Annotated in this window: 20 protein-coding genes; 9 read left to right on the top strand and 11 right to left on the bottom strand. The window is 61.8% G+C overall.

The genetic code is table 11. From position 1 onward, the window contains the following. The first annotated feature begins 41 nt into the window (after positions 1-41). A complete protein-coding gene (locus tag LJF34_RS03405) occupies positions 42-473 on the top strand; it encodes an NUDIX domain-containing protein (RefSeq protein WP_231183223.1) in 432 nt (143 codons plus the stop codon). 41 nt (positions 474-514) lie between these two features. On the opposite strand, the gene LJF34_RS03400 is transcribed toward LJF34_RS03405, so the two are convergent. After that, complete coding sequence (locus LJF34_RS03400) at positions 515-892, bottom strand: hypothetical protein (protein WP_231183222.1); 378 nt, start codon at positions 890-892, stop codon at positions 515-517. A 45-nt stretch (positions 893-937) separates the two neighbouring features. On the opposite strand from LJF34_RS03400, the gene LJF34_RS03395 reads away from it, so the two are divergent. Together LJF34_RS03395 and LJF34_RS03390 are read left to right on the top strand one after the other, a co-directional pair. Next, positions 938-1,819, top strand: coding sequence for an alpha/beta hydrolase (locus tag LJF34_RS03395; protein WP_231183221.1), 882 nt, complete (start codon positions 938-940; stop codon positions 1,817-1,819). A gap of 40 nt (positions 1,820-1,859) precedes the next feature. Continuing rightward, positions 1,860-2,498, top strand: coding sequence for a type 1 glutamine amidotransferase (locus tag LJF34_RS03390; protein WP_231183220.1), 639 nt, complete (start codon positions 1,860-1,862; stop codon positions 2,496-2,498). 6 nt (positions 2,499-2,504) lie between these two features. Here the strand turns inward: LJF34_RS03390 and LJF34_RS03385 are convergent, their stop codons facing one another. Both LJF34_RS03385 and LJF34_RS03380 read right to left on the bottom strand, forming a co-directional pair. Further along, positions 2,505-3,107: an NUDIX hydrolase N-terminal domain-containing protein gene (locus LJF34_RS03385; RefSeq protein WP_231183219.1), complete on the bottom strand. Its 603-nt coding sequence runs from the start codon at positions 3,105-3,107 to the stop codon at positions 2,505-2,507. 132 nt (positions 3,108-3,239) lie between these two features. Next, complete coding sequence (locus tag LJF34_RS03380; RefSeq protein WP_231183218.1) at positions 3,240-4,421, bottom strand: redox-regulated ATPase YchF; 1,182 nt, start codon at positions 4,419-4,421, stop codon at positions 3,240-3,242. 323 nt (positions 4,422-4,744) lie between these two features. Between LJF34_RS03380 and LJF34_RS29225 the strand changes: the two genes are divergently transcribed. Then, positions 4,745-5,233: a dodecin family protein gene (locus tag LJF34_RS29225; protein WP_231183217.1), complete on the top strand. Its 489-nt coding sequence runs from the start codon at positions 4,745-4,747 to the stop codon at positions 5,231-5,233. 19 nt (positions 5,234-5,252) lie between these two features. On the opposite strand, the gene LJF34_RS03370 is transcribed toward LJF34_RS29225, so the two are convergent. Continuing rightward, positions 5,253-6,227, bottom strand: coding sequence for a deoxyhypusine synthase (locus tag LJF34_RS03370; RefSeq protein ID WP_231183216.1), 975 nt, complete (start codon positions 6,225-6,227; stop codon positions 5,253-5,255). Positions 6,228-6,637: 410 nt separating this feature from the next. On the opposite strand from LJF34_RS03370, the gene LJF34_RS03365 reads away from it, so the two are divergent. Further along, entirely contained in the window at positions 6,638-6,880 is a 243-nt protein-coding gene (locus LJF34_RS03365) for a hypothetical protein (protein ID WP_231183215.1), read from the top strand. A 117-nt stretch (positions 6,881-6,997) separates the two neighbouring features. Here the strand turns inward: LJF34_RS03365 and LJF34_RS03360 are convergent, their stop codons facing one another. Beyond that, positions 6,998-7,729 carry a bifunctional helix-turn-helix transcriptional regulator/GNAT family N-acetyltransferase gene (locus LJF34_RS03360; protein WP_231183214.1) on the bottom strand — a complete coding sequence of 244 codons (732 nt, stop codon included), beginning with the start codon at positions 7,727-7,729 and terminating at the stop codon, positions 6,998-7,000. A 147-nt stretch (positions 7,730-7,876) separates the two neighbouring features. Between LJF34_RS03360 and LJF34_RS03355 the strand changes: the two genes are divergently transcribed. Next, positions 7,877-8,272: a DUF2267 domain-containing protein gene (locus LJF34_RS03355; RefSeq protein ID WP_231183213.1), complete on the top strand. Its 396-nt coding sequence runs from the start codon at positions 7,877-7,879 to the stop codon at positions 8,270-8,272. An 8-nt stretch (positions 8,273-8,280) separates the two neighbouring features. Here LJF34_RS03355 and LJF34_RS03350 read toward each other — a convergent pair whose 3' ends face one another. The 5 genes from LJF34_RS03350 to LJF34_RS03330 form a co-directional block, all read right to left on the bottom strand. After that, the gene (locus LJF34_RS03350; protein ID WP_231183212.1) at positions 8,281-8,649 is read right to left on the bottom strand and encodes a hypothetical protein; all 369 of its coding nucleotides are present in this window, start codon (positions 8,647-8,649) and stop codon (positions 8,281-8,283) included. Further along, positions 8,646-10,319, bottom strand: coding sequence for an FAD-dependent monooxygenase (locus LJF34_RS03345; RefSeq protein WP_231183211.1), 1,674 nt, complete (start codon positions 10,317-10,319; stop codon positions 8,646-8,648). Before LJF34_RS03345 ends, LJF34_RS03350 begins: the two co-directional genes overlap by 4 nt. A gap of 3 nt (positions 10,320-10,322) precedes the next feature. Next, the gene (locus LJF34_RS03340; RefSeq protein ID WP_231183210.1) at positions 10,323-11,783 is read right to left on the bottom strand and encodes an electron transfer flavoprotein subunit alpha/FixB family protein; all 1,461 of its coding nucleotides are present in this window, start codon (positions 11,781-11,783) and stop codon (positions 10,323-10,325) included. 2 nt (positions 11,784-11,785) lie between these two features. Beyond that, positions 11,786-12,634: an electron transfer flavoprotein subunit beta/FixA family protein gene (locus LJF34_RS03335; protein WP_231183209.1), complete on the bottom strand. Its 849-nt coding sequence runs from the start codon at positions 12,632-12,634 to the stop codon at positions 11,786-11,788. Between the two features lie 170 nt (positions 12,635-12,804). Further along, positions 12,805-13,758 carry a polymer-forming cytoskeletal protein gene (locus tag LJF34_RS03330; RefSeq protein ID WP_231183208.1) on the bottom strand — a complete coding sequence of 318 codons (954 nt, stop codon included), beginning with the start codon at positions 13,756-13,758 and terminating at the stop codon, positions 12,805-12,807. A 189-nt stretch (positions 13,759-13,947) separates the two neighbouring features. Here LJF34_RS03330 and LJF34_RS03325 point away from each other — a divergent pair, with 189 nt between their 5' ends. Both LJF34_RS03325 and LJF34_RS03320 read left to right on the top strand, forming a co-directional pair. Continuing rightward, entirely contained in the window at positions 13,948-14,145 is a 198-nt protein-coding gene (locus tag LJF34_RS03325; protein WP_066146401.1) for a DUF5800 family protein, read from the top strand. 48 nt (positions 14,146-14,193) lie between these two features. After that, positions 14,194-14,331 (top strand): hypothetical protein, encoded by a 138-nt coding sequence (locus tag LJF34_RS03320; RefSeq protein WP_231183207.1) that lies wholly within the window; start codon positions 14,194-14,196, stop codon positions 14,329-14,331. 171 nt (positions 14,332-14,502) lie between these two features. On the opposite strand, the gene LJF34_RS03315 is transcribed toward LJF34_RS03320, so the two are convergent. Beyond that, positions 14,503-15,720 carry a proteasome-activating nucleotidase gene (locus LJF34_RS03315; protein ID WP_231183206.1) on the bottom strand — a complete coding sequence of 406 codons (1,218 nt, stop codon included), beginning with the start codon at positions 15,718-15,720 and terminating at the stop codon, positions 14,503-14,505. Between the two features lie 143 nt (positions 15,721-15,863). Here LJF34_RS03315 and LJF34_RS03310 point away from each other — a divergent pair, with 143 nt between their 5' ends. Next, a complete protein-coding gene (locus LJF34_RS03310) occupies positions 15,864-16,136 on the top strand; it encodes a helix-turn-helix domain-containing protein (RefSeq protein ID WP_231183205.1) in 273 nt (90 codons plus the stop codon). Positions 16,137-16,324 lie beyond the last annotated feature (188 nt).

The following is a 16,324-nucleotide window of genomic DNA, read 5'->3' as shown; positions in this document are numbered from 1 at the left end:
ATAACGCTTACGCCCCCGCCCCTCGTTTTGTAATTGTATCCGTGATAGACCAACCTGTAACTGAAGAAAAAGCCTATGCGTACATCACCCGCAAGGCCGCCCAGACCCACCAGTTGCTCGTCTTCGAGCACGCCAACGAGGACGCTGGCGTGCAGGTTCCGAAAGGTACTATCGAGGACGGTGAAATCCCTCGCGAGGCAGTCGTCCGCGAAGTGCGGGAGGAAAGCGGCTTGACAGAGTTCGATTCCATCCGTCCGCTCTCGACGGACGTGTGGAACCATCACGAGAAGCCGAAGGCGTATCGTCGTCACTTCTTCCACCTCGTCGCCGACGAAACGCGGGACGAGTGGCGACACAGGGTCACGGGAAACGGCGAGGACAACGGCGTCATCTACCGCTACTTTTGGGTTCGACCCGGGTCGTGTTCGCTCGCGCGGGACATGGACGACTACATCGAGCGGATTTCCGACTGATTCGGCCGAATCGTAGACCGAACCGACGAATACTGACATACTCAAGAGTCGGGCGACCGGCACCGATCAACCCACCGTGTTTCGAAGGTATCGCCCGTGACGACGCGCCCCGCGAGGTCGGAGATGTCCGTGATACCCTCGTCTCGACACCACGAGACGCATCGTTCGTATTTCGACACCGGAATGTCGTCCGTATCGCGGACGACGCGGAGTTCTTCCGCGCCGGAGAGGTGGGCGACGAAGGCACGCGTGTGTCCGTCCGTGAGCGTCCATCTGCCGTCGAATTTCCGCACCGGAAGCGGGTCGTAGTTCGGCGCGTCGAAGTCGAACCACCCCGTCACGAGCGAGAGTTTCGACCCGTTGAGATACAACTGACTGGGCTGGGCGGCGGTCTGCGGGAGGGTGAAGGGTTCCGTCACGGATATACGTCAACGCTTATCCACGAAAATACCGTGGATGAAACCATGCCCGAACTGACTCACGACGAAGCCGTCGTCAACGGGGTCCGTCTCCACTACGTCGAAAGCGGGGATGGCCCGCTCGTCCTCCTCCTTCACGGTTTTCCGGAGTTCTGGTACTCGTGGCGGGAACAGATTCCCGCACTCGCGTCGGCGGGGTATCACGTCGTCGCACCCGACATGCGCGGCTACAACGCCTCCGAGAAACCACACGGCGTCGACGCCTACCGAACCGACGAGTTGATCGCCGACGTGACCGGCCTCATCGACCACTTCGGCGAGGAGAGCGCCCACGTCGTCGGCCACGACTGGGGCGGTGCCGTCGCGTGGCAGGTCGGAATCGAGCGCCCGGAACCCGTCGATAAACTCGCAGTCCTGAACGCACCGCATCCGGCGCGATTCCGGGAGGGACTCCGAACGCCGTCGCAACTCAAGCGCTCGTGGTACATGTTCTTCTTCCAACTGCCGTGGCTTCCGGAACGGTTCCTCTCCGCCCGCGGGTACGAGTCCATCGAGAACATCTTCAGGGACAGCGCGAAGAATCCGGAGGCGTTCGACGAGGAGGACGTCCGCCGCTACGTCGAGGCGGCCGCACAACCCGGCGCGCTGACCGCTTCCATCAACTACTACCGGGCGCTGTTCCGGGAGAACGTCCCGGCGGAGCTTCGGTCGCTCCTCGGTAAGGAGAGAGGATCCCTCGACGTGACCGTCCCGACCATGTTAATCTGGGGAACGGAGGATTTCGCGCTCGACAACGAACTGACCGAGGGGATGGACCGGTGGATCCCCGACCTTCGAATCGAACGGCTATCCGACGCCAGCCACTGGGTACAAAACGATAGACCGGGACGGGTGAACGAACTGCTGACCGAGTTCCTCGCCGAGTAAGCACGTAGCTTTTTACCATCATCGGACCGATACACCGCCGATGCTGCTCGTACTGGAAAACGAGGTGAACCCGGATTATCGGTATTTCGTCCGCTCGATGGAGTCGTTTCTCCCGGACCACGAGGTGTACGATTACGTCGCGGCGGACGAATCGCCGTCCCTCTCGAACGTCGACGGCGTCATCGTCGCCGGAAGCACGGCGGGCGTGTACGAGCGGGACGAAAACCCGTGGATGGACGAGGAGGCGGCGCTCGTTCGCGAACTCGTCGAGCGGGAGGTTCCGACGCTGGGCGTCTGTTTCGGGCACCAGTTGGTCAACGACGCGCTCGGCGGTTCCGTCGAGCATCGCGGCTTGACGAACGAACTCGTCCGCGCCGACTTGGCGGACGACCCGCTCTTCGACGGCGTTTCATCGGTCGTTCCGGCGGTCCACGGCGACCACGTGGTCGAACTCGGCGACGGGATGGAACCCATCGGTTCGACCGAGTACAACGAGTATTTCGCCACCCGACATCGGGACGTTCCGCTGTGGACGACGCAGTTCCATCCCGAATTCACGGACGAACTCCATCCGAAAATCGCTGCGGACTTCGGGTGGGAAGAGAACGGATTGTCGTTCGCAGACGTGAACGGGGAGCGGGTTTTCGAGAACTTCGTCGAACTCGTGGACGGGTCGTGACGAGCGTTATTCCGACTCCCGCCGCTTTCTGGCCGCCGCGCGCGCCGCCGGTTCGTGGTCCTTGTGCCATACCGGGACGTCGTTGATGTCCCAGTACCGAACGTCCTCGCCCTCGTGGGACACCCGGAGTTCGCCGCCCGTGACTGAACAGAGGTAGGAGTGACGAACCAGACAGTGCGGGCCGTATTCCCCGGGCATTCTCGTGTAGATCCCGGCCAATTCGTCCACCTCGACCGTGAGCCCCGTCTCCTCCCGAGTTTCCCGCACCGCGGTTTCCGCCGGGGATTCGTTGGGGTCGGTGTATCCGCACGGAAAACACCACGTCCCGTCGTCGGTTCGTTTCTGGAGCAGGAGTCGTCCGTCGGAATCGAAGACCACGGCCTCGGCACACACCTTCGGCGTGACGTAGCCGACTTCCTCCGCGAAGCGTTCCCGAACGTCTTTTTCCGGCAGGTCGTACGACCGGCCGTACCACTCGCTCGCGAGGGTCAGGATTCGCTCGTAGCGCTCCTCGTCGTACGGGTCGTCGACGTATTCGAGGCCGACCTGTGCCATGATTCGGAGTTCGTCGAGGAAGGCAGTGAAGTCGTCTTCAGCGGCGTTAGACATCGGCCCCTCCGGCGCGAGCGCGATTTCGTGCCATAACTATCGTATGAAAGAAACCGAACCGATATCAATCAATGGGTGGCGAGCGTGGTCGAAACCGGAGCGGGGACGCGAGAAAACCGCGCTAACGACGGCTCACTTCGCGGTGCTGACGATCTTTATCACGTCGCCCTCTTCGAGTTCGTAATCGTCGCTGATGTCGCGCTTCGTCTTGGCGTTCACGGCGTGGAGGTAGCCGTCGCCGATATCGCTGTGGACCGCGTAGGCGAGATCACGCGGCGTGGAACCGCGCTGGAGGAGGAAGGCGTCCGGGAGGACGTTTCCCTGTCCGTCCGTCCACTTCGATTCGTTCTGGACTGGATAGGCGGTGATGCGGTCCAGAAGGTCGTAGACGGCGGCGTCGAGGCTTCCCTGCACGCCCGTGCCGCCCCATTCCCCCATTACGTCCCGTATTCGCTCCAGTCCGGCCCGCTGTTGGTCGCTCAGGTCGCCGACCACCTCGAAGTCGTCGTCGCCGGGGTCGTAGTTCACGACGCCCGCCTCGACGCCCTGTCGGAGTGCGAGTTCCCCCTCCGCGGTCGCGGGAATGACCATCTTCCCCGTCCCGCGGAGTCGCTCGATGTTCTCCTCGGGCGCGACGTCGGCCTTGTTCGCCACGAGGATGATGGGCTTCGTCCGGGCGCGGATGTCGCGGGCCAACTCCTCGCGGTTCTCGTCCGTCCATTTCTGCGGATCGCTGGGGTACTCCAAGCCGCGGAGACTCGTCGTCACGTCGTGTTCCGTCGCGCCGAACCCCGTCAGCATGTCCGCCAGTGCTTCATCGATGTCGAACCCCGGCGAGCGTGACTGGCGCACCACGCTCTCCCAGTTCCGGTCGATGATGCCGGTCAGCCACTGGTCCATCTCCTCCTCGATGAAATCCACCTCCTCCACCGGGTCGTAGCTCCCGACTTCGACGGGTTCACCCTCCTCGTTCGTCCCGCCGGAGGCGTCCACGACGTTGAGGATGGCGTCGGCGTTGGTCAGCGCGTCGAGGAACTGGTTGCCCAATCCGCGGCCCTCGTGTGCCCCCGGCACGAGCCCGGCCACGTCCAGCAGTTCGATGGCGACGTAGCGCTTCCCGTCGTGACAGTTGTCGCTCCCGCAGCGCTCGTCGCGTTCGAGACAGGGGCAGTCGGTTCGGACGTAACTCACGCCGCGATTGGCGTCGATGGTCGTGAACGGGTAGTTCGCCACGTCAACGTCGGCCATCGTGGCGGCCTTGTAGAAGGTGGACTTCCCGGCGTTCGGTTTGCCCGCCAGCGCGATAGAAATCATGCTTTGTGGTACCACAGAGGGTCGGAACTGTTTTTCGATTTTTGCGGCGACGATACGTATTCGGTGGTTTTGTGATTTCAATTGCCGAGAAGACGATTTCGAAAGCCCCCACCCGACCGCCACCGCACCGTACCGCGTGCTCGCGGCGTTGCCGCTCGTATTCGAGGTTGCTGCGCAACCTCGCAAGCCACTCCCTCCCCACCCGATTCGCTTCGCTCATCCCTCGCGTGATAGCCAAACAGTCCCTCGGCATGACGGCCTCGGGCCTGCTGACGCACGCGCCGAGGACGTATGGCCCATTTCGATTAGACCGACTTTCAGCCGTGGCGCGCGCTGACGGGGCGACGCGGCCAGCGATCGGTCGCGTCGCCCCGTCGAAGCGTGCGAGGGATGACCGGAGGAGCGAAGCGGGGGAGGGAATCGGATGGGGAGGGTGTGGACGGTGCGATCGTGCGCCGCCAGCAATCGCCCGTGGAAACGCCCCAGGGATTCCAGTTCGGCAAGACGAACGCACGAACATCGGAACCTCTCCGACGGAAATCCGACTCTCCATTCCATCCGGCCGCAACTGGCTATATCGACCGCGGCGTAGGGCGCGTGCCATGCCAGCAGTGAAAGTCATCAAAGTGCTCGGGATCTCGGAGGAATCGTGGGAAGAGGCGGCCAAAGAGGCATTCGAGAAGGCGAGCGAGACGGTCGAGGACATCTCGGGAATCGAAGTCGAAAGCTGGACGGCGAACGTCGAGGACGGTGAAATCAAGGAGTACCACGCGACGGTGGAGATGGCGTTCCCGGTTCACGGGATGGAATAGAAGGAGGAGAGGAAAGCGGCTACTCTACTTTAAACCCGCCCGCGACCAGCATCGGAACGACCAACGTCGCTTCGGCTTCGACCTGCACGTAGTTTTTCGTCTCCTGCTTGATTTTCCCCCACGAGACGGCCTCGTGCGGCGGGGCACCGGACAAGGAGCCGTCGCCCTCCATTCCGGTCGAGACGTAGACGGCGTAGTCCGCGCCGCCGCGGAAGAGGTTGGTCATGATGGCGTGGTGCTTGGGGACGCCGCCGCCGAGGACGATGAGGCCCGTCTTGTCCGCCAGCAGACCTTGCTCTATGAGGGTGTCGTAGTCGTCCACGATTTCGATGCCGATGTCCGAGTCGTAGCCCTGTCGATAGTAATAAAGGAAGTTGCCGACCTCCGCGTCGGTCAGCGCGGGACAGAAGACGGGGATGTCGTTGTCCGCGGCGTTGGAGAGGATGGAATCCTCGTCGTCCAGCGTCTCGCCGAGTTCGCGGGAAAACTCCATCGGGGTGCGGACCTTCTCCTCGGCGAAGAAGTCCTCGAAGAAGTCGTTCAGGTAGGACTCCAACCAGACGTAGCGATCGGAGGGAACGAAGATGTTGCCGAGGCGGTTGATGCCCCGTTCGCGCATCTCGGCCTCGTCCACGTCCCATTCGCCCATCTTGAACGGCCTTTCGGTCTTGATGACGTCCTCGGTTATCGACCCGGAGGTGGTTATCATCACGTCGACGAGGTTCTCGCGGGCGAGGTAGGCGAGCGTCTCCCGAAGCCCCGAAGAAACGATGTTCGAGGTGAAGGTGAGGTAGATTTCCGCGCCCTCCTCGCGCATCGCGCGAATCAGTTCGACCGCTTCGTAGAGGTGGGTCGCCTGAAACCCGGTCGTCTCGTACGACGACAGCATGTCGAAGAAGTCGAAGTCGCCCCTGAAGTCGTAGCCGGAAACGTCCTCGGAATCGAGTTCGTCCTCGCTCCCGGGAACGACGTGGTCGTGGCTTTCGTCACTCATGGTCCGTTCTCATCACCGAGCGAAAATGAGTCTTCAGATTTGGCGGCGGCGTGTTGGCGAGGAAGCAGAACGGTACCCGGAACGATGACTTTCCGGCGCGCGAGAAACGCGCGAGGGACGAGGATGCGGTGAGAGCCACGCAGTGGCTCTCATGCTCGCGGTTTATCCGCGAGCAAGCGACCGAGGAGGTTGGGGAGGATGAGGTGCGGTGCGGTTTCAGTGCCTCTCGGTCGTTGTTTACGCTGTAGTTACTCATGAGATTCAGAAAAACAAAAACGGCTCTGCCGAAATACTATCGATTAGACGCTATCGGAAGTGAAACATCTGGGGAGTGGTGTACGAGCGTACCGATACTCGACCAGACACTTCATCGGCGGAACTCATAATTACAAGTGAACGTAATCAATCATATGGATGGACTTGGGAGGAAAATCGTGCGTGCAGACGAATTCTTCTGGCATCTAAGCAATGTCGGTGTTGGTGTCGCTGTATTCATTGCTACACTCTTGTACGCCTCGCCAGGGAACTACTCCCTCGATTTGGTCGTGTTCAGTATCGACCCGTTTTATCTGCTCGTTCCGCTCTCAATCGTGTACACCGCTTGGACAGGAATCGATTTCTGGAGATGGTACTTTGGTACCGACGATCGATAACGCTGTTAGACGTGCGCTCAGTTCCGAACGGCACGCAAACTGCCGCTCTAACTTGTGACTCTCTGAGAGTTTCAATGGGGCCAAAAAACGGAATCAATCACTGCCGATTAAACTCAGCTACAACTTGACGGCCATCATCACTTCGTCCACGGACTCGCCGTCTATCTTGTAGTGGTTCTTCCGCACGGCCTCGGTTTCCCACCCGTGGGCTTCGAGGAAGTCGATGGCGTTCTCGTTGGTCGAGGGGGCGCTCTGGTACACCTTTTCGTAGCCGTTGGCACCCGCCCACTCCAATCCGCGTTCGAGGAGGTGGCTGCCGATTCCGTGGCCCTGATACTCGTCCAGCACGCCGACGGTCAACTCGGCCGTGTGGCTGAGTTTGTCGAGTTCGGGCGCGTTGAGGTGGACCCACCCGACCACCTCGTCGCCGACGGTCGCGACGAAGAACATTCGCGATTCGAGTTCGTTGTGGCGGAGCAGGGCGTCCTGATGGTCGATTTCGTCGGCGACGGTTTCCGCGACGATGTACGACCCCTCTTGGGCGACTTGCCGAATCGCGCCGATGATCCCCGAGAGGTCTTCCTGACGCGCGGGTCGGATGATGAACTCCACGTCGTCGACGTCGAACTCCTCTTCCGCACCCGTTTCGAGGGCGACGGAGAGCGTTTCCTCGTCCTCCGAAAGGTAGCCATCCCGGCGGAGGATGGCGACGTGATGGCGGAACCCGCTGGGGTCGATGCGGAGCGAGTCCTGCACATCGTTCACGTTCGCTGTTCCATGGCGCTCGACGTACTCGTAGATTCGGCGGCGGTCGTCGTGGCCGAACTCCAGTTTCTCGGAGAACTCCATGCACTCTGTTACCATCTATCTATACTTATTATTAACGATGGATCTGACGCCCCGCTGGGAGTTTCCGACGCTGCCCGTCGAACCGCCACACCGAACCCGCCGCGCGATTCTTGTAGCACGGTGTCGTGATACCGTTGGGGGAGAATCATGGACTACAGCGATTTCATCGGACAGGTACAGCACCGACTCCAATTGGGAAAACAGGGACAGGCGGTTCGAGCGATTCGCGCGACGCTGACCACGCTCGCCGAGCGGTTGCAGGAAGGCGAAGCGAAGGACCTCGCGGGTCCACTCCCGATGGAAGTCGACTGGTATCTCCTACAGGCCGACTCGGGCCAGCGCTTTCACTTCGACGAGTTCGTCTCCCGCGTCGCCGAGCGGGAGAGTATCGACGAGGGCGACGCACTCTTCCACGCGAAAGGCGTGCTGTCGCTCGTCGCCGAAGTCGTCCCGGAAGGCGAGTTGGAACAGATACGCGGCCAACTCCCCGAGGAGTACGACCCGCTCTTCGAACTCGTCGGAAACGAGGACGCGTTCGACTAAGGCCGCACTTACCCCGTTTTCCGGTCGGGAACGCGCGTCAGCAACTGCGCGGTGTCATGCAGGTCGTGGGTCTTTATGACGAGTTCCGCGACTTCCCGCACCGTGAAATCCGTCTCGATTTCGTAGCCGTAACAGCGCGCGTACAGCGCCAACCAGTCGTTGAGCGCCCGCTCCATCCGTTCCATCTCGTCCGCGTCGAACCGCACGAACTCGCCGCTTCGCCCGTCGATGTACACGGAAACGACGTCCCCGACCCCCTCACGGAGGTACGACACCGCCATCACCTCGTCCGGCGGGTCGGCGGGCGCGTCGAACGATTCGCGCTCGTCCCGCGCCCGCGTGGCGAGCGACGCGATTCGCTCGCGGTACTCGCTCATCCCTCGCGGAACTCGACTCCCTTGCCGCCGCGTGGGTGCTCCCACTCCGTGTCGGCGACGAGCGCACACGTCCCGCACTCGACGCAGGGTTGCGTGTCGAGGCTGACGATTTTCTCCTCGTGGCTGTTCTCCTGTACCGTCTCCTCGCGGTAACAACCGCCGCCGAAGTCCTTCGCGCTGACCGGACAGGCGGTCACCGCCGCGCCGCTGGCCTCGTAGGAGTTGTCGCGCAGCCTGATGTGCGGGTTGCCCACGTCGGTGTCGTAGGTCAGGTCGCCGATTCGGTCGGCGAGGCTCTTGGGTTCGACCTCGTTTTCGTCCGTGATTTCGGTTCCCAACTCCTCCGCGATGACCGTCGGCAGCGTGACGTACGGCGTCCGCGTGTCGGGAATCATCGAGGAGAGGTACGGCGACCCGTACAGGCGTTCGAGTTGGCCCGACATCACGCTAGAACTCAGTACTGCCCGCCCGAGCGACGAGGAGAGGACGTTGTCCACGAGTTCGCTCATCCGGCCGTTCTCGGCGATGCCGCGGGTCGCGCGGTACTGATTGGGACGAAGTTTGCTCATGACGCCCTCGTCTTTGAGTTTCTGCTCGTAGAGCCGTCCGGCCTTCTCGGGGTCGCCGCGCATCCGCGCCTCCGCGAAGGCTTCGGCGGCGAGCGCCCCGGCGGTCACGGCGTGGTTCATCCCCTTGATGATGGGACCTTGCGCCTGCATCTGTCCACCCGCATCGCCGACGAGGACGAGTCGCCCACGGTGCGGTGCTGGATGTGCCACCTTCTTCGAGTCGGGGACGAGTTTCGCGGAGTACTCGATTTCGTCGTAGTGGCCGTTCAACCACTGGGCGAGAAGCGGATGGGTGAGCAGGTTGTCGAGCAGTTCGTGCGGTTCCGCCTCCTCCGCGACGAGGCTGTCGAGGTGGAAAACGGACCCGATGGAGAGCGTTCCCTCGTTCGTGTAGAGGAACCCGCCGCCGCGGACGCCGTCGAACAGGTCACCCGAAAAGAGGTGTGCCGCGCCCGTGTCGGGGCCGACGTCGAACCGCTCGTCGATGACGTCTTCGGGCATGTCGATGACGGCCTTGACGCCTTGGAACCACTCCTCCGGTTCGTCCCAGTCCATCAGTCCGGCTTGGCGCGCGAGTTCGCTGTTCACTCCGTCCGCCGCGACGATGAAGTCGGCTTTGATCGGGTCGAGTTCGTCGCAGGTGACGCCGACGATCTTTCCGCGTTCGCGGAGCAGGCCGTTCACCCGAACGCCGGTCAGCAGGCCGCCGCCCGTCTCGTGGGTCATCTCGTGGACCTGCTCGGCCAGCCACGAGTCCATCTCGCGTCGGAGAACCGCATCACACCACTCCGTGTCGTGGTCGTGGAGTCGGGTGATGTCGAACGATTTCACCTTGTCGCCCGCCACGTTGTGGATGTTGTAGTCCGTGATCGGCCGTTCCGTCGCCTCCTCGCGGAAGTCGGGGAACAACGAGTCGATGGTGTAGGGTGACGACTCCTCGGCGTAGAGGAGGCCGCCGGAGACGTTTTTCGACCCGGCCTCGACACCGCGTTCGAGGACGAGCGTTTCGATTCCGTTGCGTGCGAGCGTCGCGGCGGCGGCGGCCCCACCGGGGCCGGCACCGACCACGACGGCTTCGTAGTGTTCGTATTCCTCGCTCATCGTTCAGTCATCGTCCTCCGCTACGACCGCATCCAGTTCGCCCGCCTGTACCGCGTCCGTCAGACGGGGGAGCACGTCGAACATGTCCCCTTCGATGAAGAAGTCGCTGAAGTCACGGATGTCCGCGTCCGTGTCGGTGTTGATGGCGATGATGGTGTCCGACTCGTCCATCCCCACCTTGTGCTGAATCGCGCCGCTGATGCCCGCCGCGATGTACAGCGGTGGTGCGACCACCTGTCCCGTCTCGCCGATCTGACGTTCCTCGGAGACGTACCGCTCGACGTGGCCTTCGACGCTGTAGGAGGCCGTCACCACGCCCCGGGACAACCCGAGGTCGGCGTCCTCGAAGGCGTCCACGAGGTCCAACGCGAGTTCGATTCCCTCCGTCGGGTCGTCGCCGATGCCGCGCCCGATCGCGACGATGACCTCCCTCCCGGTCAAATCGACGCCGGTGTCGAGCGTGTCCCACTCGGTGACTTCCACGCGGAACCAATCGTTCGGGAGGTCGATGTCGTGGGAGACGACTTCGCCTTCGCGGTCTCCGTCGGGTTCCATCGCGTCGAAACTCCCCGGAATCACCGAACAACCCTGCGGGTGGAACTCCCGGTCGGGGTTGTCGATACAGAGGATGGTCGAGTATTCGAACCCGGAGAAGTCGGGGCGTTGCATGTGCAGGATGCGCTCGAACTCGATTTTCTCGCCGGGTTCGCCGGTTTTCACCGGATTCGAGATGAGTTCGTCCGTGATGGTCAGGCCGGAACAGTCGCTCGCCAGCCCCGAGTCGAGTTCCCCCTGTACCTGCGCCGAAAGGTCACGTCCGTTGTTCGTCGCCGGGAACAGGAAGTATCGCGGTTTGTCGTAGTCCTTCCAGTCGGCATTCGTTCGCGCCATGTCCGCCACTATTTCCGTATACGGCTTGTGGCGGAACCGCTCCAGTCGGCCGTCGTCGTGATAGACCGCCACATCCGCGCCGAGGGTGATGCACTCCTCGGCGAGTTCTTCCATGTCGTCGCCGACGAGGACCGCGACGACGCGCTCGTCATCTCCGTAGTCCTCGGCGTAGCCGTCCATCAACTCGCGGGCCTTGCCGAGCATCTCCTTCGATACGTCGAGGAGTTCGCCGCCCTGCGTCTCGCAGTACACCCACATGTCGCGGTAGACGCCGTTTTCGAGCGCCCGGACGTGCTTCTTGTCGGCGGTCGCCTCCCCTTCGTCGGGACTTTCGACGTCCTCCGCCGTCGCCTCGTATTCGCCTTCGGTTTCGGTGTCGTCGGGCGCTTCGCCGACGTCGGTGTCTTCGGCTACCTCGTCGATACGGGCCTGAATCACTTCCTTGGCCGTTTTTCGGTCCTTTCCTTCCTCCTCCGCCGAGAGGAGGTCGGACAGTTCGCCGGGGTCCTCGATGGTCCGCACGTCGTCCTCTATCTCCTCGACGGTTCGGTCGCCGGGATTCGTGTCCGTCATGGTCAATCACCCGCCGCGAACGGTTGCATCGTTTCGAGCACCTCGGACATGGCTTCCTCGTCGTCCAACGTCGCCATCGTGGCTTCGCGCTCGGCCGGTGCCTTCGGAATCGGGTCCACGGAGGAGACGATGGTCGGCGATCCGTCCAGTCCGATGTACTCGGAGTCGAGGTTCAGGTCCTCGTGGTCCCATGTCGTCAAGTACTCCTCGTACTCCTCGGCGCGCTCTTCCGTTTCCGCGTGCAGTTGCTTTTTCCGGAGTCGGTGCGTGGCCTTCCGATAACTCGCTTCGTACTCGGGGTCGGTGACGATGAACGCCGGGAGCGGGGACTCGACCGTTTCGATTTCGTCCACATCGCCCTCCACCAGTCGCTTGGCGCGGACCGTGCCCTCGTCCTCGTCAACTTCCATGGCGATGACGTGCGTGATGATGGGATAATCGAGACACCACGCCGTCTGCGGACCGGTTTGGCCCGTCTCGCCGTCCGCCGTTTTGAATCCCGCGAGCACGAGATCCGGTTGGCCGATCTTCTCGATACCGGCGGAGAGGGTGATCGCCGTCGCCCACGTGTCGGCGGCGGCCATCTCGCGGTCTGAGAGTAGGTAGAGATCGTCGGCGTACGTCTCCATCGCCTCGCCCAGCACGTCGGCGTAGCCGGGCGGTCCCATGCTCATCGCGCTCACCTGCCCGCCGTGTTTCACCTTCGTCTGGAGGGCGGCGTTCAGTGCGAACCGGTCGTTCGGGTTCATCACCGTCGGGGTTCTCCCACGTTCGAGGTGGCCGTCTTCGTCGAAGGACACCTGCCCCTCGCGGAAGTCCGGGACGCCCTTGGTCAACACGACCGAGTGCATCGGTACCTCCTCGCGTGAGTGCGTTTAGTTTGCATACGTCAATCGTTACCAATACCGCCTGTCGTTATTATACTGTCGGAGGTCTAACAATTATCTGACATACTACCTCGATTCAATCGACTGTTGATGGCTATCGCTCGACGGTTATTTCCGCGAAAAGGTATCATTACTCAGGCTTGTGGGGCGGGGCCGTCGGATCCGCTTCGGTCCCGATGGGCCGTCTCGACGGCCTCCGAGGCGTTCTCGTCGTCGCTTTCGTCTTCGTACGTCTCTTCATCGGTCGGTTTCCGAGCGTCAGCACGTACCATCGTCATCTCGCCGCGGGCGCGCATGGTTCCGTCGGCGGTGGCGTTCTCGTGAAATTCGAGGTCGGTACAGGAAACGTCGCCGAGAACCTCCGCATCGTCTTCGAGGACGACGGTACCGTTGCGCGTCGTTACGTCGCCGTGAATCCGCGTTCGTTCGCCGACCACGATGTCGCCGCGCGCACGGAGGCTTCCGAACAACTCGTCGTCCGCGCCGACGACTATCTCCTCCGCGCGGATGTTGCCGTGGAGCCGACAGCCGTCGCCCACGGTTGCTGGCGTCGAAACGCGCCACGCGTCGTCGCTGACGTGAGCGCTCCGCGGAATCGTCACCGGATCCGCCTCGCTCTCGTCCACCATTTCGTCGATGATGCCTTGGGCGGCCTCCTCCTCGCCGAGTCTGAGGAGTTGTGACAGATAGACGAACAGGAACACGACGGTCGGCATGGGGTTGCGGATGACGATCCAGCCGTTGGCCTCGAATCCTTCGTCGATCTGAACGTCGTCGCCGATGTCGAGGTCGCCGCTGACCATCAGTTGCCCCGTCACGTGGACGCGCTCGCCCAGGTACGCGTCCTGTCCGACGAGTACGTCGCCGTCCACGTCACACCAGAGGTCGAGGCGGCAGTCCGATTCGGCCTCGATGTGACCGCCGAAAGTCGCCCGTTCGCCCGCAATTACGTTGTTCCCGCGGACGCCGAACTCGACGGTACTCTGTGCACCGACGATGATGTCCCCGTCGGTGACGAGGTCGTGTTCTTCGACGGTGGTCCCGTCGGGAATCGAGAGTTCATCGAGTGGGTCGGAACGGAGCGGCACACATCCTACCAGCAAGTCGCTCGTAATAAAACCTCCCGAGACCGTCAGACGTTCGTCTGTCACGTTTCGGATTTCCGGCGAAAAATCCGGACGAGATCGGACACGGAACGAATCACGTGCGTCGAACTCATGGATTTCTCCTCGTCGTGTTCTGTAGCTTTTTTACCTACCCGCGGCGAACGCCGTGGTATGACTACGCTCTCGTTCGATGACGACGGTGTCGATGTCGTTTACGAAGGAACCGAATTTCGTCTCTCGAAGGACCTCATCGAGGAGGCGACGGGAAAGTCCTACTACGACGTGACCGACCACCAAGTCCTGCACATCGTGGAGAAGGACCCTGCGACGGGCGGGCAGGCGCGGCGAATCGGCGACATTCTCCGATAACGGCCGAAACTCCGGTAGGGTTTAGACGGGGGAGAAAAAACGTGAGGTATGAATCTCCCTGCCAATTTCGAACACCCCGCATGGATGACCGCGGCGAGTACGATTGGCTCGTACCTCCTCATCCTCGTGGCGATGACCGTCCTACTGTTCGGCGTTCCCTACGTGATTTTCACCGCACTAGCATAAGCCACAGATTCGACCGAACGGCGACCGAATTTTTGCCCGTCGAGAATCGAGTAGCGGCGTCGCCGCTCACTGCCACGACTACGCGTTGAACGAGAACAGACGAACGAAAAAAAACCGAACCGTGGTGGTTCACAGGAACCGCACCGAGTTCGAGGTTGAAACCCGAACGAATCAGGCGAACGTCTTCGAAACCTCGTCGTTCTCCTCTTCTTCCTGCTCTATCTTCTCCTGGGCGTCGACGAAGTCCTGCATCGCGATTTCGGTGCGGTCGTCGCGGATGGCGAACATCCCGGCTTCGGTACAGATGGCCTTGATGTCCGCACCGCTCGCGTCGCCCGCTTCGACGGCGAGGTGCTCGTAGTCCACGTCGTCCGCGATGTTCATGTCGCGGGTGTGGATGCGGAAGATCTGTTCGCGGCCTTCCTCGCCGGGGTTCGGGACTTCGATGAGGCGGTCGAAGCGACCCGGTCGAAGGATGGCGCGGTCGAGCATGTCGAAGCGGTTGGTCGCCGCGATGATGCGGATTTCGCCGCGGTCCTCGAACCCGTCCATCTCCGAGAGCAGTTGCATCATCGTCCGCTGCACTTCGGCGTCGCCCGACGTCTTCGAGTCGGTGCGCTTCGATGCGATGGCGTCGATTTCGTCGATGAAGAGGACGGCGGGTTCGTGCTGGCGTGCGACCTCGAACAGGTCGCGGACGAGTTTCGCACCTTCGCCGATGAACTTGTGGACGAGTTCGGAGCCGGCCATCTTGATGAACGTCGCGTCGGTCTGGTTCGCGACGGCCTTGGCCAGCATCGTCTTCCCGGTTCCCGGCGGGCCGTAGAGGAGAACGCCGCTCGGCGGTTCGATACCGACCTGTTCGAACATGCCGGGGTTTTCGAGCGGCATCTCGACCGTCTCGCGGACCTCGTTCATCTGTTCCTCCAAGCCACCGATGTCCGAGTAGGTGACTTCGGGGCTCTTCGTGACTTGCATCACGCGAGCGCGAACGTCGGTTTCGTCGTCCAGCGTTTTCACGATAGAGAGGGAGTTGTTCACGGCGACGCGCGCGTCGGGGTCGAGTTCGTCACGCATCTCCTCGGTCACTTCCGTAACCGCCTCCTGATTGTTGCCGTGCTGTTTGATGATGACGCCTTCCTCGGTTATCTCCTGAACCGTGGCGACGAACAGCGGCGACTGTTTCAGCTTCTTGTTCTCGTGGGTGAGTCGTTCGAGTTTCTGCTGATATTTGTTGTTCTCCGCGTTCGCATCGAGAAGTTTGTCCCGCATCTCCTCGTTCTGGGATTCGAGGACATCGAGACGCTCTTGGAGAGCTTCTATCTGTTCCTGTTGTGACGTACTCTCCTCGTCGTAGGGGAGTTCTACGTCATCCACAGTATCGGTCATCAACTCGGGGATAAGGGCCTGCATCTTAAGAGGCTTCGGGTGCCCGACCTGTTGGTACGATCAAATATGCCGTGTATTTAATTCCCAGTGGTAATATGAAAGAATGGGAAATATTATTATGCTGTATTCAAAATGGGGAAGTGATGAGCGCCCCAGAGCTTTCACGAACGACCGAAAATCGGCTCCAAGACGTGGATTCGACCGCGACCATCCGCGACTTGCCGCCGAGCGCGAAGCTAGTCGCAAAGGTGTTGGAGTACAACGAGACGATGACCCAAAGCCAACTCGCCGAAGAAACGCTGTTGCCGCCGCGAACCGTTCGCTACGCTCTGACGCGTCTCGAAGAGGAAGACCTCGTCGACTCGCGATTTTCCTTCTCCGACGCGCGAAAACGCCTCTACACGCTCGACCTCTGAATTCCGAGCGTTTATATCTCATGCCGCGGCCAACGACGGCCAACCGTGGTCGTTTCCCACTCTCACGTTTCGCAGTGTTCGCTCCTCCACACCGTCCCATCACTCCGTACCTTCCTTCGCTGTCCGTTCTGCTCCCTTCCACCGCGGCCAACGTATCGCGTCGGGCGTGACCACCCGGCGGTCACGCC

It is taken from the genome of Haladaptatus sp. DYF46, from assembly GCF_021083305.1.
In the GTDB taxonomy this organism is placed as follows: Archaea; Halobacteriota; Halobacteria; order Halobacteriales; family Haladaptataceae; genus Haladaptatus.
Note: the sequence above shows the minus strand (reverse complement) of the source record. Positions and strands in the feature narration are given on the sequence as shown.

Coding starts and splice junctions, on each gene's coding strand:
- LJF34_RS03370 (WP_231183216.1), bottom strand. CDS start 6,227: ATGAGTGACGAAAGCCACGACCACGTCGTTCCCGGGAGCGAGGACGAA.
- LJF34_RS03310 (WP_231183205.1), top strand. CDS start 15,864: ATGAGCGCCCCAGAGCTTTCACGAACGACCGAAAATCGGCTCCAAGAC.
- LJF34_RS03380 (WP_231183218.1), bottom strand. CDS start 4,421: ATGATTTCTATCGCGCTGGCGGGCAAACCGAACGCCGGGAAGTCCACC.
- LJF34_RS03345 (WP_231183211.1), bottom strand. CDS start 10,319: ATGAGCGAGGAATACGAACACTACGAAGCCGTCGTGGTCGGTGCCGGC.
- LJF34_RS03385 (WP_231183219.1), bottom strand. CDS start 3,107: ATGTCTAACGCCGCTGAAGACGACTTCACTGCCTTCCTCGACGAACTC.
- LJF34_RS03325 (WP_066146401.1), top strand. CDS start 13,948: ATGACTACGCTCTCGTTCGATGACGACGGTGTCGATGTCGTTTACGAA.
- LJF34_RS03390 (WP_231183220.1), top strand. CDS start 1,860: ATGCTGCTCGTACTGGAAAACGAGGTGAACCCGGATTATCGGTATTTC.
- LJF34_RS03315 (WP_231183206.1), bottom strand. CDS start 15,720: ATGACCGATACTGTGGATGACGTAGAACTCCCCTACGACGAGGAGAGT.
- LJF34_RS03365 (WP_231183215.1), top strand. CDS start 6,638: ATGGATGGACTTGGGAGGAAAATCGTGCGTGCAGACGAATTCTTCTGG.
- LJF34_RS03395 (WP_231183221.1), top strand. CDS start 938: ATGCCCGAACTGACTCACGACGAAGCCGTCGTCAACGGGGTCCGTCTC.
- LJF34_RS03360 (WP_231183214.1), bottom strand. CDS start 7,729: ATGGAGTTCTCCGAGAAACTGGAGTTCGGCCACGACGACCGCCGCCGA.
- LJF34_RS03335 (WP_231183209.1), bottom strand. CDS start 12,634: ATGCACTCGGTCGTGTTGACCAAGGGCGTCCCGGACTTCCGCGAGGGG.
- LJF34_RS03340 (WP_231183210.1), bottom strand. CDS start 11,783: ATGACGGACACGAATCCCGGCGACCGAACCGTCGAGGAGATAGAGGAC.
- LJF34_RS03320 (WP_231183207.1), top strand. CDS start 14,194: ATGAATCTCCCTGCCAATTTCGAACACCCCGCATGGATGACCGCGGCG.
- LJF34_RS03355 (WP_231183213.1), top strand. CDS start 7,877: ATGGACTACAGCGATTTCATCGGACAGGTACAGCACCGACTCCAATTG.
- LJF34_RS03350 (WP_231183212.1), bottom strand. CDS start 8,649: ATGAGCGAGTACCGCGAGCGAATCGCGTCGCTCGCCACGCGGGCGCGG.